15 protein-coding genes are annotated in these 17,427 nt (G+C 42.9%); 5 read left to right on the top strand and 10 right to left on the bottom strand.

The genetic code is table 11. The annotated features are described in order from the left end of the window. Positions 1-46: 46 nt before the first annotated feature. Positions 47-1,111: a DcaP family trimeric outer membrane transporter gene (locus RGE70_RS13865; RefSeq protein WP_310472030.1), complete on the bottom strand. Its 1,065-nt coding sequence runs from the start codon at positions 1,109-1,111 to the stop codon at positions 47-49. A gap of 635 nt (positions 1,112-1,746) precedes the next feature. Then, the gene (locus tag RGE70_RS13870; protein WP_310472031.1) at positions 1,747-2,184 is read right to left on the bottom strand and encodes a DUF3069 domain-containing protein; all 438 of its coding nucleotides are present in this window, start codon (positions 2,182-2,184) and stop codon (positions 1,747-1,749) included. A 589-nt stretch (positions 2,185-2,773) separates the two neighbouring features. Between RGE70_RS13870 and queG the strand changes: the two genes are divergently transcribed. Next, the gene (gene queG / locus RGE70_RS13875) at positions 2,774-3,958 is read left to right on the top strand and encodes a tRNA epoxyqueuosine(34) reductase QueG (protein WP_310472032.1); all 1,185 of its coding nucleotides are present in this window, start codon (positions 2,774-2,776) and stop codon (positions 3,956-3,958) included. A gap of 107 nt (positions 3,959-4,065) precedes the next feature. On the opposite strand, the gene RGE70_RS13880 is transcribed toward queG, so the two are convergent. The 6 genes from RGE70_RS13880 to lgt form a co-directional block, all read right to left on the bottom strand. After that, entirely contained in the window at positions 4,066-4,590 is a 525-nt protein-coding gene (locus RGE70_RS13880; RefSeq protein ID WP_310472033.1) for a protein disulfide oxidoreductase, read from the bottom strand. Between the two features lie 28 nt (positions 4,591-4,618). Further along, positions 4,619-6,637 carry a protein-disulfide reductase DsbD family protein gene (locus RGE70_RS13885; RefSeq protein WP_310472990.1) on the bottom strand — a complete coding sequence of 673 codons (2,019 nt, stop codon included), beginning with the start codon at positions 6,635-6,637 and terminating at the stop codon, positions 4,619-4,621. 169 nt (positions 6,638-6,806) lie between these two features. Further along, on the bottom strand, positions 6,807-7,130 hold the full coding sequence (locus RGE70_RS13890; RefSeq protein ID WP_310472034.1) for a hypothetical protein: 324 nt from the start codon (positions 7,128-7,130) through the stop codon (positions 6,807-6,809). Positions 7,131-7,258: 128 nt separating this feature from the next. Further along, the gene (locus RGE70_RS13895; protein WP_310472035.1) at positions 7,259-7,417 is read right to left on the bottom strand and encodes a hypothetical protein; all 159 of its coding nucleotides are present in this window, start codon (positions 7,415-7,417) and stop codon (positions 7,259-7,261) included. A gap of 348 nt (positions 7,418-7,765) precedes the next feature. Next, positions 7,766-8,494, bottom strand: a complete 729-nt coding sequence (locus tag RGE70_RS13900; protein WP_310472991.1) for an HDOD domain-containing protein — start codon at positions 8,492-8,494, stop codon at positions 7,766-7,768. Between the two features lie 364 nt (positions 8,495-8,858). Beyond that, the gene (gene lgt, locus RGE70_RS13905) at positions 8,859-9,650 is read right to left on the bottom strand and encodes a prolipoprotein diacylglyceryl transferase (RefSeq protein ID WP_310472036.1); all 792 of its coding nucleotides are present in this window, start codon (positions 9,648-9,650) and stop codon (positions 8,859-8,861) included. A gap of 352 nt (positions 9,651-10,002) precedes the next feature. Here lgt and RGE70_RS13910 point away from each other — a divergent pair, with 352 nt between their 5' ends. Further along, positions 10,003-11,022 (top strand): aspartate carbamoyltransferase, encoded by a 1,020-nt coding sequence (locus tag RGE70_RS13910; protein WP_310472037.1) that lies wholly within the window; start codon positions 10,003-10,005, stop codon positions 11,020-11,022. 27 nt (positions 11,023-11,049) lie between these two features. Next, complete coding sequence (gene hemL / locus RGE70_RS13915; RefSeq protein ID WP_310472038.1) at positions 11,050-12,339, top strand: glutamate-1-semialdehyde 2,1-aminomutase; 1,290 nt, start codon at positions 11,050-11,052, stop codon at positions 12,337-12,339. 108 nt (positions 12,340-12,447) lie between these two features. Here the strand turns inward: hemL and RGE70_RS13920 are convergent, their stop codons facing one another. Together RGE70_RS13920 and RGE70_RS13925 are read right to left on the bottom strand one after the other, a co-directional pair. Further along, positions 12,448-13,422 (bottom strand): general secretion pathway protein GspB, encoded by a 975-nt coding sequence (locus RGE70_RS13920; protein WP_310472039.1) that lies wholly within the window; start codon positions 13,420-13,422, stop codon positions 12,448-12,450. Next, on the bottom strand, positions 13,422-15,047 hold the full coding sequence (locus tag RGE70_RS13925) for an ExeA family protein (protein ID WP_310472040.1): 1,626 nt from the start codon (positions 15,045-15,047) through the stop codon (positions 13,422-13,424). The genes RGE70_RS13920 and RGE70_RS13925 overlap by 1 nt, the downstream gene beginning before the upstream one ends. Positions 15,048-15,348: 301 nt before the next feature. Between RGE70_RS13925 and RGE70_RS13930 the strand changes: the two genes are divergently transcribed. Together RGE70_RS13930 and RGE70_RS13935 are read left to right on the top strand one after the other, a co-directional pair. After that, positions 15,349-16,596, top strand: a complete 1,248-nt coding sequence (locus RGE70_RS13930; protein WP_310472041.1) for a multifunctional CCA addition/repair protein — start codon at positions 15,349-15,351, stop codon at positions 16,594-16,596. A 209-nt stretch (positions 16,597-16,805) separates the two neighbouring features. Further along, positions 16,806-17,072 carry an Lpp/OprI family alanine-zipper lipoprotein gene (locus RGE70_RS13935; protein WP_310472042.1) on the top strand — a complete coding sequence of 89 codons (267 nt, stop codon included), beginning with the start codon at positions 16,806-16,808 and terminating at the stop codon, positions 17,070-17,072. The last annotated feature ends 355 nt before the right edge of the window (positions 17,073-17,427 follow it).

Consider the following 17,427-nt stretch of genomic DNA (forward strand, 5'->3'; position numbering starts at 1 on the left):
AAAAAAAAGCCATGAATCATCATGGCTTTTAATCATAAACTACGCTTTAGAACTTGTATTGCATTGATAGTTGACCGTAGTATGAATCTGCATCTAGATGCTCTAATTGGTAGTTACCAACTTCAACCGCAACAGCTAGCTCAGGAGTTAGGTTTTCAAACAAGTTAAGGCCCCACTGGCTGATCTCAGTACCGCTTTCATCGCCTTTGATGTAACCGTAAGTTACAGTTGAGCGCAGAGTGCTAGTCCAGAAGTGACGGTAAGAAACATTGTATGCAGTTGACTCTTCAGCGTCATAAGTCGTGACATCATCAACCGTTTTGGCCACTAAATCTTTAACTGCTGAAGTACCCACATAGCGGCCTAGCTGACCAGTATGGAATTGGAAACGAAGATCATCTTTACCGAAGGTTTTAATTTTACCAGCAAAACCACCACCAAATGTCGTTTCAGTCTCACCATCAAGTGTATTTAACTGGCGGCCCACACCTGAAATAGAAACGTTACCCCAGTCACCTTTGAAAGTATATTTAGCAATAACATCAGGTACATTATCACTTGCAGTATCGCCACCAGATGTTTCTGGGTTTTCTAGTGCAACTTGTAAGTTACCAAAGCTGTAACGAATCTGGCCTTGACGGATGAAAGCGATCCCCATCATCGTGCCACCAAAGTCAGCGGTTTCAGCCATTGCACTGGTATTCATAAATGTTGACCATGTTTGGCCCACTAGTAAATCTTGGTATTTGATGTAAGCGTGACGCAGTCTTGGGTTATATGAGTTAGAAATAACTTCATTACCACTGCCACCAAAGAAATCCATTTCAATAAAACCAGTCACATCGCCATGTACATACTTAGTATTGAAGCGACTTTGGTTAGCAAAAATTTTAAATTGCGATGCATCGCCAGTTAAAACGGTTCCATTACCAGACCATTTATCAAGGTAAGCGACATCACCATCTACGTAACGAGCATCAACTTTAATGTAGCCACCAAAAGATATTTTGCTATCTTCATCAATTTCAAATTCATAGCTAGCTAAAGCAGGGGCTGAAAGAATACTTAAAGCTAAGAGCAATGTTGTTTTATTGACTTTAGTGTTAAACATTTACATTCCTTTTTAAAATAATTACAAATTGGCACCAAGAGCGTGTTTTATATCACGCTTTAGTTAAACCCAATCCGATCGACTTCACAAAAACCATACAAACCAGGTATTTAATAAACAGTTTAAAACACAAACATCTTATATAGGGTTACATGTTGTGATTAATTTTTAGGCTTATGTTTATGTTTTTAAAAGAGACAATTCAGCTATGCCAAAGGTTGTAGCCCGTTTTAGAGCAATTATGCAAAGTGTTACTTAAACATTTTTAGCTATATCTTTAATCGCTTATTTATAACTAAAGCTCAATATTGATGTAGGACCTTGTAAATTACCAATAGCTAAACTTACTTAGTCCGTGTTCAAATAATGTATTAGCAGCAAGAAAAATAAATGGTATTAACACCAGCACAATATAGTGAGCAACGCGACTATTAAGGAACACGTATAAAGGCAGTAAGGGCAAAGCGGCAAACTAATATTAATTAGCTAGCGTAAGTAAACTTGAAAGGTAAAGTTGCGCTTAGTAGTAGGAGGTATTCAACTTAACCACGATTTAGCAGATCCAAAAAAACCATGGGTTACCATGGCCTTTAACTTAACACTGTAGACACGCATCAATATTTAAAAGTAAGTAATTACTTACCCGCTATAACAGACTTGATACTGTTTAGCATTGATCGATCAGTACGCGCTTTTTTCAGTTTTTTTACACTCTCTTTTAGCGACGCGTCTGACAAGCGGGTAAAAATACCATTGTATTCTTTCTCGGCGATTTCATCGTCTGTATCTGCCATTTCAGCAATATCTTGCGCAACGCGGCTAAGTTGGAACCAAGCATTCGCAATATAAAAGCCATGAAAGTCTACTTTCGGCAATAGGGCTTTAGCGCTTGCAGGTAAGGCATCCCAACCGCTGTTGAATTTAAGATCGGTATCTTCAATCAGCTCATTACACAGGTTGGCGTATGCTTCAAATAAGTTCTCTGGAATTTGATCCATTGGCATAACAGTATTACATACGTTTAATGCCACCAGCTCAGCACGTGCTTTGTATTCAGCGTTTACTTCAGTCATGTTAAATCTCTAATATTCACAATTCGCGTGATGGTAATACCTTTGTATCGTTCAGTAAAGCCATGCTTTCGTGACTGCCTACTCACGTGCAATAACTTGCACCTAGGCCTTGGTCACACATTAAGCCCTACCGGTAAGCTTATTGCTGGTTGTTCCGGCCATTTTAATGGTTTGTTGACCAAACTGAATCTACTGATAAAGCGCATATGGTCCCCTAACTGCAGGACTAACGATAAACCGTGCCCAGTTCCATTATCCATTTTGAGCAAGCAAATAAACCCGTTTAACTAATGCTATATAAGATGCAGTAATGGGCCGATTTAGTTGTTTCAATATACACGAGCAATATGACTATCTAAAAAATGCTCTGCCTATCACTATGGCCTGGTTTGTTGCGCTTCAATTTTTCAGCGAAACCGCCACCTCTTGACGCAACTGATTAAACGCGTAGACGTGATCAAGTAGTATCACAAGAGGCCAATAACATACCGCTTTAAGGTTATTTATTGCGAACATCACCGCGCTGTAGTCATGTTCTACAATAAATGGTGCTATTATTAGCCGTCACTTTTTTATTGCTTTCATATCTATGCCAAATTCAGCCCAGCCTCTTGCTCCAATTTCTCAATTAACTCCCGCGGTTCTGCGCAAACTTGCAGAGCAGATAAAAGTTTGGGGGCAAGAACTTGGCTTTGCTCAATTGGGGATTTGTGACACACATTTAACCTCTGAAGAACCCAAATTACAGCAGTGGTTAGACAATCAATACCATGGTGAAATGGGGTATATGGCCAACCATGGAATGATGCGGGCTAGGCCGCATGAGCTACACACTGGTACGATTAGGGTTATCTCAGCAAGGATGGACTACCTGCCGCCTAATGCGGGCTTTGCTGCCAATCTCAACGACCCCAATGCGGGCTATATTTCGCGCTATGCAGGTGGGCGTGATTACCACAAAATTATTCGTAACCGACTTAAAAAATTAGCCGATAAAATAGAAGCTGCGCTAAAAGAGATGGGTATAAGCAAACCCAATTCCCGCCCCTTTGTTGACTCAGCCCCAGTCTTAGAAAGACCACTTGCAGATAAAGCCGGTTTAGGCTGGACAGGTAAACACAGCTTACTACTAAACGCGGATGCTGGTAGCTGGTTTTTTCTCGGTGAATTACTAATAGACCTCCCCTTGCCCGTTGATATTCCAGTTGTTGCTGACTGTAATACTTGTGTCGCGTGCATCAAGTCGTGCCCAACCAACGCCATTGTTGAACCATATATTGTAGATGGTCGCCGCTGTATATCGTACCTCACCATTGAACTACAAGGGGCAATTCCGGTTGAGTTTCGTCAGGCAATTGGCAATCGCATTTATGGCTGTGATGACTGCCAGCTAGTATGCCCAATTAATCGCGTGGCTCCGCTTACAGCCGAGGCCGATTACCATACCCGCACGCCTTTGCAACACCCTGACTTACTCACTTTATTTGCTTGGACAGAAACCGAGTTTTTAAAACTCACTGAAGGGAGTGCGATTCGGCGACTCGGCCATCGTCGCTGGCTTAGAAATATTGCAATTGCATTAGGTAATGCGCCGACGTCAACGGCCATTATATCGGCATTAACAGCGCGAAAATTATCGACAGAGGTTGATGACATGGTGATAGAACATATTGACTGGGCACTTGAGCAACAACATTTAAAGCTCAGCCAATTAAGTCGTAAAACACAACGGGTGATCCGCACCATCGAAAAGGGCTTACCGCGAGATGCATAAAGCAAGAACGCAATGCCAGCAAGCGATTGTTGATACCAGCCAGCATAGCCTTTAAAGGCTAATAACGGGTCGCGCAGTTATAGAACTAAACAGCCAAAGCCCCGACATTAAGCCATCCACATACGCCACCACATACCTGGCAAGCTGGTAAACCCACTCGTAAAATACTGTAACTGACCATTTTTAATAATCATGATCGTTGGCGTAACTTGCACTGACCATAAGCGAGAATATTGCCCGCGTGGGTCATTCACCACGCTAAAACCTAATTGCTTATGTTGCAAATATTGACTCAGTGTTTGCTTGTTGCCAGAACGCATTGCTAGCGTCACTACAAAATAATGCTGCGACATCATATCGACAGCGGGGCTGACTAAGCGGCAAACCGGACACCAAGTCCCCCAAAAGTACACTAAAACAGGCTGCTCATAACTCATTGCGATAACATCTACTTGAGTGCCATCAATAGTCAACGCTTTGATGTTTGGCAAATCCATGGTGTTGATGTCTTTGCTGCGCCATATATCCACGGCCACTGACACCAAAGTAAACACCAGTAACATTATGACTAACTGCTTAGCAAGTTTGAGGAGAGTACGCATTATAGATTGAGCTGAATCATTTTCCGCCATACTCCCCCCATCCTTTGGCTAACAAACCTTACTGCGCTGACGCTTGCTCAATCGCTGCCAGCACTTGCTCAGTCGTCAAAATAACTGGCAGTGGTATACCATCCGGAGCATTAGGGCCATAAACAATATTAAACGGCACCCCATAACGATTATAGCTTTGTAAATAATCGGTAATCGCCGCAGAAGGTTTGGTCCAATCACCAATAACAAGATCCACATTTGTTTGCTTTAAGCGACTATAAACAGGGTCTTGCAAAATTACGCTCGCTTTATTGGCTTTACACGTAATACACCAATCAGCGGTCACGTCTACAAAAACGGTTTGGCCGCTGGCCACCTGAGCTTGAATATTGCTTTGCTGCAACGCAGTCCAGTTTAAATCTGTTGGTAGTGGGTTAGCCCATTTATCAGAGGTTGAAAACGCCGCTATTGCGCTAATCATAATCCCAATACTGATACTGGCTACCACAGCGGCTAAGCCATGCATTTTAGCCATTAAGGCCACAAAGCCGATAACTAATATAGCTGCAACCACCCAAAGAATAGCTACTGAGATAAAGTTAGCTAACAGGCTGATAAGCCATAAACTTGTCAGTAATAATAAGCCTGAGAAAAACACTTTAAGCACACTCATCCAGCGGCCAGGCTTTGGAAAGTAATTAGCGATTTTAGGCACCGCTGCAACTAGCAGCCATGGCAGGGCCATTCCCACTGCAAGCGCCGTGAATATCACCCACAAACTCAGCGCATCGGCACCTAATGCAAATGCCACAGCTGTGCCTAAAAAGGGCGCACTACAAGGCGTTGCTAACAAGGTCGCAAACATGCCTTGTAAAAAATGGCCGCGGTTATTGTTACCGCCAGTGGTCGCCAACTTTGTTTGCAAGCTTGAAGGTAAGTTAATTTCAAACGCCCCTAACATGTTAATAGCAAATACCGCCGTCACTAGTGCCATAAAGCCAATAAACCAAGGGTTTTGAAATTGCACTCCCCAACCAATGGCTTGACCGCTGACTTTTAGCATTAAAATAAATCCGGCTAACAACCAAAACGAAACCACAATACCTGCCGCGGAGGCTAAAAACTGTTGACGAATTTTAGCTTTATCAAGTGAAGGGGCAGCGACAACACTACTTAGCTTCATCCCCAGTACAGGCAGTACGCACGGCATGACATTTAAAATCAGCCCGCCAAGCAGCGCAATGAGCAACATGGTCAGTAATGATGATTCACCAGCCACTATTTGTACCGGACTCACCGCGGCGCTGTATTCAATCGCGCTGTCATTTTCAAACACAGTGACATTGAGCGGTTTGCCAATAACATTTGCTTCACCAGACCAACTGCTACCATCAAAAATAGCTTTAAGTTGAGTAACACCTTGTTCGTTGGTATTGGTCTCAACCCGCTTAAGTTTAAAGTTTACCTCTGGTTCACCGTCAATAATCAGCTTTGGGTAGTGCCAGTCGCCTTCATTGATCAGCACTTGAAGTTGTTGCTTAGAGTGGTCCCAACCTAAGTCAATGTCGGCATTAGGCTTAAGCTGCGGCACACTCGACTTTGCTTTGTTGTAGGCAAACATCGCAGCTGGATCTGCGGTCAGTTTTTGAGGGTCAATATTTATGTTAAAGGCGTAATCGGTCAATACACAAATTGAAGTACAGCTCGATAATGTCAGCAGCCCATTTAGCTCAACGGGCTGAGTGGCATTTTGGGGTTGCAATAACATCGGAAAAACAACGTCTTCTTGATAGCCGAATGTTTGCAGCCCTAATAATGAAAATGACTCAGGAGTTGGCCAGTCCCAACGGACATCAGCTAGATTGGTAGATGCTTGCCAATTAATTTTTGGCGCTATACCGCCCTCTCCAGGGCTACGCCAATAGGTTTTCCAATCATCGTCTAGTTTAACCTCTAGCACAGCAGGTAACGCCTTGCTAACGGGGTCAACCTCACCCGTCACCATAAACCGAACTTTAACTGGGGGATGATTTGGGTTGTCGATCCAACCGGTTGTTTGGGCTAGTGTCGTTCCAGACAATAGCATGCCTAAAAAGAGCAAAAAATAATGAGTAGCTTTCAATGTAGTTCCTGTACGGGTATCGGTGATTGGTAATGACAACCAACTGAAATAATTCAGTGCCAACACATGCTAAAACATGATACTGACTAAGGTTTAAAAACAACTGATTCAGTGGAGGGTAATATTGTCAGCACTAAGAAGCAATGTTATTTCGTCGTGGTTGAGGTAACGTTGGTACATCGAGGATGAAATACAAGGTTTTAAACACTAGAGGTAATAATATTACGGATAACAGTAATAGCAATACGGCACTAAGGCTGGGGTCATTAAAGCAAACTGGCCAAAAATGATCGTAAAAATCACAAGGTCCGAGAGTGTTCAGCTCAACATTTTGTGTCCCATTAATCGCACTAAAAACTGAGGATAATGCAATATCACTATTGTCATTTTCTGCAACAAAAAATGAGCTGCTCAACATCAACCATAAAAAGCCCACCACCGTGAGTACGATAGTCATGCCTTTCTTTACAGCTTGTATTTTGCTTAGGCTACAGATAATAGCTCCCGTTCATATCATTAAAACTCGCATTTAGCTTGCATAATAATTATGACCGAGCGCTGATCGGTATAGTTCATTGTCAAATGTCAATATTTGACTGGCGTCATAAAATGCCCCACAAATGCCAACATCATCAGAGGTGTATGCCAATCAATATTGCGATACGGATACAAGATGACTTTGCGGTGCAACAAACTGACCACAACTCGAATGATTGCACTATTTTCGTAATTATTTGGCCGCATAATTTAAGCCATATAACGATTACCAATAGATGCTTAAAACCAGTTTAAGCTGACGCCACGACCGACTTAGAAAGCTATAACTTATTTATTTACACGTTACGCTATTCTCACATTCAAGCGGACAAAATATAAAGCCAAGCCAATACCATAAGAGCCTGAACGCCTATTGGCGTCGCTTAATGTTTCGCAGTGGCTATTAATTTCAAAGTAACGTGAGAAAACATCAGGAGGGAAGCCAATCATAGGGCTAAAACAATTACCTAGGAAGGTACGTACCGACACAAATTAACTAAGCGCTCAATGACAATAAAGCCTGCAAATGCAGGCTTTATTGTCACGCAGATTATTTTATAACGGACACAACAGCAGCTTTCTTTTGGCTAAAATGTCACGCAGTATCAAGCCTGGTGATGCTAAATTGTGGGTTTGATTTAAGTTATGCGCAATTAAAAACTCATCATGTAACTCTTCATCAAGTCCCAAAGAAGTAAAGGCTTCAATGGTGAGTGTTTGCTGCTGACTTTCAATCAGTGATTTAAGCACCGCAAGTGAGTAAGGTCTGTCTCTATCAATATTGATATACGCAAATGCAGTTAATGCAATAATTTCACCAAAGACACTAAATAGCGCTAAAGTTTGCACTTCATCTGGGCTAATATCATAACGCTCCATTTGATGAAGATTGTCTACCGCTTCTATTGCTATCGCTTCAGTCAGCGCCCAATAAGCTTGAACTAATTTTTTGTATGGCTCATTCAGCTCGTCTAACCGTTCTTTTAAATAAAAAGTAAACGCATAGCGATAGATATTCACCTGGCCAAGCCGAACAAGTGCATCTTTTAATGAACGATTTTTAGTTGAGTAACCTGCCACATGATTAGCCGAACTACTCCGCCACAACAAGTGTGCCGCTAGTGCTGGGTCTGACGAGACTATATCGATCACATTTCGAATGTCACCATCGGCAATAATCGCCTTTTTTAATGGGATAAGAATCCCTCTACGACCAATTACCTGCTCTTCGTTGCTGATAATTGCGCGTACTTGAGTAAATACCTGCTGCTCAAGATCTGTCATGTGACGCATTAAACCTTTTATTGTATTTATTCATATGCTCAATAAGCAATAAACTTACGGCATTTGGGTTCAACCCCTTTTCCCTAGCTTACCAAGTTTCAGCCATTTAACACCTAAAAATTTAGGTAAAATGTTTAAACCTGACTTAACTAACACTCCCCCATACCAAAATAGCCTTCAACGCTGAAATATGAGCTACATTTCATCGGCTATTTTAACTCATTTAAAAATGAGTTCACTTTTTAAAGCGCAGTAATTTGGCCACACAGGGATTGCTAACCCTTACCAGTGAACGAATGCGCATATATTCGCCAACACGCTTTTAAAACTTACATAAAGCATGTTGGCTCATCTATCGTAGGCCTTATGAGCTCGCTTTACGCTGACGTAAATATGGTAATAGTAATAACACAACTCCCACTAATAAAAATGGAATACTAAGCAACTGACCGGCACTAAACGTCCAAGTGTCAGCGTAAACCGCCTGCTTTACTTTTACAGCTTCAATCGCAAAACGCGCACTAAACACCAACACTAAGAACAAACCGAAAATAGCGCCATGTTTTTGCTTCATTTCAGTCAACTTATACAGTGCCCACAATAAAACAAAAATCGACAAATAAGCCAGTGCCTCATATAGCTGCGCCGGATGACGCGGTGTTAAATCAATACGCTCAAAGATAATGCCCCACGGCGCATTAGTAGGTAACCCCAATATTTCTGAGTTGATGAAATTGGCCACGCGCACAAAAAAGCCAAAAATTGCAGTGGCAATTGCCAAGCGGTCGAGTAAAAACAAAAATGGCAATTTCATTTGACGTTGATAATAATACAGCGCCAAAATTGCACCTAGTCCACCACCGTGACTCGCTAGCCCCCCTTCCCATATCGCAAGAATTTTGACTGGATGACTAAAATAGTAAGCAGGGTCGTAAAATATACAATGCGCTAAGCGCGCACCAACAATAATGCCGATAACACAATACATCAGTAAGTTATCTAATGACTCTACTGGCAATTTCTCCTGTACATATATCCGCTTCATAACAAGAAAGCCAGAGGCTATTGCCAGCGCAAATAGTATGCCGTACCAGTGTATTTTAAGCCCCATAAAGCTAATGGCTACAGGGTCAATATTCCAAATTATGTGGTCCAAGTTTAACCTTCCAGATCGATGTTTTTTAATCAAAACTTAACGCTATTGCGCATTTTTACGCACCCAGATGACAGATAGCAAGCACCAAGCCCAATAAATTACGGGAAAAACCAAACTTAGCGTGATATCTGATTAATGGGCGTGATCATTTTAATGCTGTAACCGTTTAATAATACGGCCTGGGACTCACGTCGCCTTATCCCGTCAATCACTAATATCAATCGCACAGATATTCCACTACCCCATAATTTTTGCTATAGTGCCGCCTCAGCCACCCTACATAAACTTAGGGCTTAATTGTCGCGTTTTAACGCTAACAATATCGCCCCCCAGAAATTGGAAATAAAGGCTGATGACTCAGTTTCAAGGTTCACATATCCTCTCGGTAAACCAGCTTGATTTGGAAGCCGTACAAACCATATTTAATGTTGCCTCCAGAATGACCCCTTATGCCTTACGGCAAAAACGTACCTCCGTTTTAGATGGCGCAGTATTGGGCAACCTATTTTTTGAACCGAGTACTCGTACCCGAATAAGTTTTGGTTGTGCCTTTAACTTACTGGGCGGCAAGGTGAGTGAAACCGTGGGTATGGCATCTTCTTCGTTATCAAAAGGCGAATCGCTATACGACACCGCCCGCGTTTTATCTAGCTACTCTGATGTAATAGCGATGCGTCATCCTGATGCTTTTTCAGTTAAAGAGTTTGCCCAAGGTAGCCGCGTGCCGGTAATTAATGGTGGCGATGGCTCGAACGAGCACCCAACTCAAGCATTATTAGACCTATTTACAATTCAAAAAGAGTTACAGGCAGGTGGACGCGACATTAGCGGTATGCACATTGCTATGGTGGGTGACTTAAAATTTGGCCGAACTGTACATTCGCTGTCGCGTTTATTGTGTATGTATAAAGATGTCAGCTTCACATTAGTTTCCCCCAAAGAGCTAGCAATGCCTGACTATGTGATCAGTGACATTGAAAATGCTGGGCATAAGATCACAATAACAGATCAACTTGAGGGTAATTTAGACCGCGCTGATATATTGTATCTAACTCGCATTCAAGAAGAGCGCTTCCCTTCTCAAGATGAAGCAAATAAATACCGCGGAAAGTTCAGATTAAACCAAAGTATTTATACAAAAAATTGCAAATCAAACACAGTGATCATGCATCCTCTGCCACGAGATTCTCGTGAACAAGCAAATGAGCTGGATAACGATCTTAATAACAACCCTAACCTCGCCATTTTTAGGCAGGCAGATAATGGTTTATTAATTCGTATGGCACTGTTCGCACTGACGCTTGGTGTAGACTCTCAATTAGAGCAATATGAGCACCCAGTTAATTGGTATTCACGAAAAGCTGAATTTTAAACAAGCTACGACTTTTAAGGATCTAAAATGACCCGTTCCGACGAACTTTTTGAACAGGCTAAACAAACTATTCCAGGCGGCGTTAACTCTCCAGTCCGCGCATTTAGCAGTGTAGGTGGTGCGCCACGTTTTATTGAAAAAGCTGATGGCGCTTATATTTTTGATGCCGACGGTAACAAGTACATCGATTACGTTGGCTCTTGGGGACCAATGATTTTAGGTCATAACCACCCAAAAATCCGTCAAGCGGTACTTAACGCTGTTGAAAATGGTTTGTCATTTGGCGCGCCAACTGAGCTTGAAGTTGCTATGGCTGAAAAAGTCATTGAAATGGTGCCTTCAATGGAACAAGTTCGCATGGTGAGCTCTGGTACAGAAGCCACAATGAGTGCGATTCGTCTTGCTCGTGGTTTCACCAACCGTGACAAAATCTTAAAGTTTGAAGGTTGCTACCATGGCCACGCTGACTGCTTACTTGTTAAAGCCGGTTCAGGTGCATTAACCTTGGGTCAACCAAGCTCTCCAGGTATCCCTGAAGACTTTGCTAAACACACATTAACTGCGACTTATAACGACCTTGAGTCAGTTAAAGCGTTATTTGAACAATACCCTGATGCAATTTCGTGCATCATCCTTGAGCCAGTTGCTGGCAACATGAACTGTATCCCACCAGTTGATGGTTTCTTACAAGGTCTACGTGCCATTTGTGACGAATACGGCGCATTGATGATTATTGATGAAGTGATGACCGGATTCCGCGTATCTAAAAGCGGCGCTCAAGGTCACTACGGCGTAACACCTGACTTAACTACACTTGGTAAAGTCATTGGTGGTGGTATGCCAGTTGGTGCTTTTGGTGGCCGTAAAGATGTAATGCAATTTATTGCGCCAACAGGTCCGGTATACCAAGCTGGTACATTGTCTGGTAACCCAATTGCAATGTCTGCGGGTCTTGCCCAAATGGAAGCACTATGTGAAGACGGTGTTTATGAACAGCTAGCAGCGAAAACGCAGTACATTGCTGAAGGCCTGAAAGCCTCGGCTAACAAACACGGGATCCCAATGGCAATCAACTACGTTGGTGGCATGTTTGGTTTCTTCTTTACCGATGCTGAAAAAGTGACTTCGTTTGAGCAAGTCACTCAATGTGATGCTGCGATGTTCCCTGAGTTTTACCACGGCATGTTAGATGAAGGTGTTTACTTAGCGCCGAGTGCTTTTGAAGCTGGATTCTTGTCGCTTGCCCATGGCGAAGCAGAGCTTGAAGCCACTCTTGCTGCCGCGGATCGCGTATTTGCAAAAATGGCTAAAGGCTAATACCTCGAACCATTTTCGCGCTCCAAAAAAAAGGAACACCTCGGTGTTCCTTTTTTATTGCTCTCAGCCCCAGACGGTGGCAGCAATAGCTCGGCTAGAGTGGTTCACTTAAATCGCTGGCACAGTAAATTCTGTCCCTTGTATTGATAACACTACATCTCGCGGCCTAATTTCTACAATGGTCAGCTTACCTTGAATTTTATCGCCTTGCTGTAGCTCTGTCCCATCAACACTCAACCAGCAGTGGTCCTCAATCGTTGAGTAAACATGGGCGTTAATGTTGAACTCGGGGACTTGCCTCTGCAAGCTCGCAGGTAATTGCCCGTATTTTGGAATACCATCATTTTTGGCTTGAGCTGGAATAGGATCTAATAATGGTTCAGTCACCGGAGCCGAGACTGAGTTTTCAAGCTCAACCTCTTTTAGCGCAGCTTCAAAAGCCGCAACTAAATCATGGCTCTTTTGTGCGTTTTCTGTCGGTTTTTTATCTAATCCAACATCTGCCGCGGCAAGATCTACTTCGTATTGCAGCGACGCTAACACATCTTGACCACGTTGGTTCGCGTTTGCCCCTAATATTATCGCTTCGGGTTTAAGGCTCTCGGCTTGAGGTTTTACGTCAGCGCTCGATGCTTGCGCTTCAATACTTTGCTGCGCGCTAAGCACTTGCGCCATCAAACTGTTTGCAGGTGCTTTGGTAACCATATTAGCTGCAGGTTGCAACTCAGCACGAGGCTGCGCTTTAGCAATCGGTAGCGTCACTTTACCAGCAAGCATTACACTCGGCTCACTGCCATTTAACGAGCTTATCTTTGTATCCGCGGCTAATGAAGTATTTATCGGTTCCTGTTCGGCTACCGGTTTAATCTGATTCGCAGCTAAGTTGTTAGACGCAATAAACTGGCTGAGCACCCACGCTAGCGCCACAGTAAATATCAATAAACTGACAAAAACAGCCAGCCTTGTCACAACAGACTCGCTATGACTTGCTTGATATGGCGCTCGCGGAGTTAACACCACATCGTGTTGTATCGCTTGAGATTGCTGTTTATCTTTAGTGACAGCGTCAAGTAAAATAGACATTAATACAACCTCTTAGACTGGCCTAAACGTGGGCCAACCTCACTTAAATAGAGATTGAGCTGCACTAGCGTTTGCGCACCCGCTATGCCATCAGCAGTTAAACCATGTTGGCGCTGAAATGCCTCTACCTTTTGCTCTAATTGACGATCAAACCGACTCACTAGCCTTGGGGTTGAATTGCTCACTTGCGCTAAACTATTTTCTAACCACTGCAGTTGAGCTTGGTTAGCTGAGCGGCTAATCTCACTGACAGTATGGTCTGGCGCTTGCCAGAGGATTTCGAAAGTCCCCAGAAAGTGGCGTGTAAACCAATCGCGTTTTACCCACAATTGCTGCTCATTAAGTTGCAGCAATAATTGTTCGCCTTGTCTGGCCACCACAGTGCCATAAAATGGTTGTTGGTTATCATCAATAAGATAAACCACGGCTGGAAAGTTAAGCCTTATTAATGAGTTCCAGTTACCCTGTTGCTGAAAACAAGATAAACCTTGTTGTTTTGCCGACTGACAAGCGGTTAACCCTATATACGGGCTTTTATCCCACAAACCAAGAATACTGGCATAAGCACTGTTAATGTCACGACTTTGGGATATCGCCGCTTGTAGCACTTGCTGAGTGTTACTTTTATGTCTTGCGGTAAGTTCTGTCTGCGCATCATCGCTAGAAGGTGTATCAAGGGTAGCAACGGTATTGGTCATTTCTTGGTTGGCACTTGAAGCACTGTGTTGCTGTAAACTAAATAGATACAAAGTGCCTGCAAAGGTCAACACTAACATTGCAGCTGCCGCTATAACGAACCCTAACCTGTTTTTTTCAGGTGCTTCACCAAGCACTTCTTGTGCTGCCATTAGCACCATTTTTCTATCTACGGGGACTTTAGATTGGCCGTAACTGGCCATCAAAGCTCGCTCACATAGCAAATTAATCAGCCTTGGAATGCCGCCACTGTATTTGTGCAAAGCTTTAAATGCACCTTTATTAAATAGAGGCTCATGCCGCCCAGCAACTTGCAGGCGGTGCTGAACATAAAGCCCAACCTCTTCAAGCGTTAGTGGCAATAAATGGTATCGCGCGGTAATACGCTGCGCGAGCTGGCGCAACTCTTGCCGCTTTAACAATTGCTGTAATTCTGGCTGACCAATTAAAATCACTTGTAGCAATTTTTTGGTGTCGGTCTCTAAATTGGTTAATAAGCGCAACTGTTCAAGCACCTCTGGCCTAAGGTGCTGCGCCTCATCGATGATCAACACGGTATTACGGCCCTGACGATGATTATTAAGCAAAAAAGTACTGATATGGTCAGTCAGTTGTTTTAATGTTGGCGACTCGCCGTAGCTTATCTTTAATTCATCGCACAAGGTGGCAAGTAATTCTAATTCAGTTAAAGAGGGATTAAGAATAAAAGCCGTATCGGTATTATCTGGTAGTTGATTGAGTAAACAGCGCGAAACGGTGGTTTTTCCAGTTCCGACTTCCCCAGTTAACAATACAAAACCACCGGTCTCACCGAGACCATAAGTTAGATGTGCGAGAGCTTCTCTATGGCGATCACTTAAAAACAGGTAGTGAGGATTGGGGGCGATAGAAAACGGATTATCTTTCAATCCAAAAAAAGCCTTGTACATGCTGCTTTTTATCCTTGTTGGAGCCGGTATACCGCCATATGGCTGCAAATGACCTGCTGGTAAATTTCACATAATAATGGCCGAAACATCACCCCTTTAGGTGTGATATACAAAACAACGGGCACTTGATGCTTAGGCAATATGTTATCAATTGCCCTCACGTTAAAGCCAAGCAGATCAGTTGTCAAAACTTGCTACAACTTAAACTGCTAAAGTAAGAGGTTAATCGGATATTATTTGGGCAACGAACATCAATTTATCCATGCTAAACTAATACTTATGTCCATAAATGAGCTTTACTGTGAAAATCTATCTCGTTGGCGGCGCTGTCCGCGATAAATTACTCAACCTGCCGATAAAAGACCGTGACTATATGGTCGTAGGTGCCACGCCTGAACAAATGATTGCTCAAGGTTTTAAGCAGGTTGGCAAAGACTTTCCGGTATTTTTACACCCTAAAACTCAACAAGAATATGCGTTGGCAAGAACCGAACGTAAGACCGCGGCAGGCTACGGTGGCTTTAGTGTTAACGCAGCTCCGAGTGTAACCTTAGAGCAAGATCTCCTGCGCCGAGACTTGACCATTAATGCCATAGCCCAAGATGAAGATGGCAATCAGCATGATCCGTACCAAGGTGTTACCGATCTCAATGCACGCCTATTAAGGCATGTGTCCGATGCCTTCGTAGAAGACCCACTACGCGTATTACGTGTTGCCCGCTTTGCCGCCCGCTTTAACAGCTTAGGCTTTACTGTTGCCAGCGACACGATGGCATTAATGAGCGAGATTAGTCGCAGCGGCGAACTGCAAGCCTTAACCCCAGAAAGGGTTTATATTGAACTTGATAAAGCACTGTCATCTACAGCGCCGCAGGTATTTTTTAGTGTGTTAAGAGAGTGCGGCGCGCTGGCGATTTTATTCCCAGAAATTGAAGCGCTATTTGGCATTCCACAACCAGAACAATGGCACCCTGAAATCGACACCGGGATCCATACATTAATGGTGCTAGAGCAAGCCACGAAGTTATCAGGTGATAATGCGGTTAGGTTTGCCGCTTTGGTGCATGATTTGGGCAAAGCGTTAAGCCCTAAAGAGTCGCTACCGAAACACCATGGTCATGGCCAAAAAGGCTTACCACTTATCAAAGCACTGTGCAGCCGATTTAGGGTGCCAAACGAATACCGAGATCTGGCGCTGTTGGTAAGCGACCAGCACCAAAACATACACAATGCCACGGAACTGCGAGCAGAGACGCTCATCAAAATATTCGACCAAGCTGATTTTTGGCGCAAACCACAACGGTTGCCACAATTGTTACTCTGTTGCGAAGCCGATGCAAAAGGACGCACAGGATTTGAGCTTAGCGACTACCCGCAAGCTCAGTACGTTGAGCAATGCTTTACCGCAGCAGCAGCGGTAGCCGTAAAAAGTATTATTGACGCAGGGTTTCACGGAGCAGACATACGAAAGCAGCTCACCATAAAACGTGTTGCAGCAGTTCAACAGATTAAAAATAATTATGCAATTTATGCTCAAGACAAAAAATAAACTTAAAATTACATATATGGTCTAACATTATAACAGTGTTACTTAGCATTTAAATTATACTGAGCTTGCAATTAAGCAAATTTTCGCTAAGGTATTCAAATGTTAGCGTTATATGCGTAGCAATTTTTTTTGTCTATGACATAATTAACTTGTTCAGTTGTTACTTACAGCTGTGCTAATTTACTCAACCTTAATTAAGGGAATTCCCGATGAATAAAAAAGTACTTATGATTGCTGGTGTAGCAATGACAGCCCTTCTAGGTGGTTGTGCAAACACTACCGTTCTTGAAGAAAGCGTTGCAAACTTGGGCAACAAAGTTGACCAACTTTCAGCTGAAGTTAGCTCTCTAAAATCAGATCACGGTAAATTGTCTGCTGACATCAATGATGCTAAAGCAGCAGCAATGGACGCACAAGCAGAAGCTAAGCGTGCAAACGACCGTATTGACAACGTAGCTTCTTCTTACAAGAAGTAATTCGTTTCGGCATTAGCCGTTGAGTTAATACCAAAGGCTTGGTTTCAAGGTTTCTTGACCAAGCCTTTAATTTATCTGCAGTAAAGTAACTTTTATTACATAGCCTAATTCATGGCTCCCAATATTCGCCCTTTCTTTAACAGCCACAAATATTTACAACCGCATTAACGCCACTTTAAATAAGCGGTAGCGTAGCTATGCAATATATTGCAGTAATCACTGCATCATGTTACTTGGTCGTTTATGTTAGTTTTCCATATTCAACTCAGCATTTGTTACAAATTAAAACATTACTGCTGATAGCAATAAATCGCTGCTTATCGTGATTGTTGCCAAGGATTTATATTTCACTTTA

It is taken from the genome of Shewanella youngdeokensis (assembly GCF_033180165.1).
Lineage (GTDB): Bacteria > Pseudomonadota > Gammaproteobacteria > Enterobacterales > Shewanellaceae > Shewanella > Shewanella youngdeokensis.